The following is a 242-nucleotide window of genomic DNA, read 5'->3' on the forward strand; positions in this document are numbered from 1 at the left end:
GGGCTGCGCGATGCGCTGTCGTACATGGGCAAGGATCGCGATCCTCACGCTGCGACCGCGTCGCGTATCGATCCCGCGCCGTCGTCGGCAATGCGTGCCGCATCCGCCTCCAGCTGGCGCAAGACGCGGGCCGAATTGGCATAGGGCTGGTGGCTCTGCTGTCCGGTCAGCGCGAAATCGCCCGCATCGGGGCGGCGCAGGATGCGGATCGGGCGGCCGGGGGTGTCGTCGACCAGTCCCAT

General features: G+C 69.8%; 1 protein-coding gene. It reads right to left on the reverse strand.

The genetic code is table 11. The features are described from left to right. Window positions 1–44: 44 nt before the first annotated feature. A partial coding sequence (locus CVH10_RS23750) for a hypothetical protein (protein ID WP_219925085.1) occupies window positions 45–242 on the reverse strand: 198 nt, incomplete at its 5' end.

The sequence above is a fragment of the Halomonas sp. ND22Bw genome (genome assembly GCF_003011945.1).
In the GTDB taxonomy this organism is placed as follows: Bacteria; Pseudomonadota; Gammaproteobacteria; order Pseudomonadales; family Halomonadaceae; genus Halomonas; species Halomonas halophila.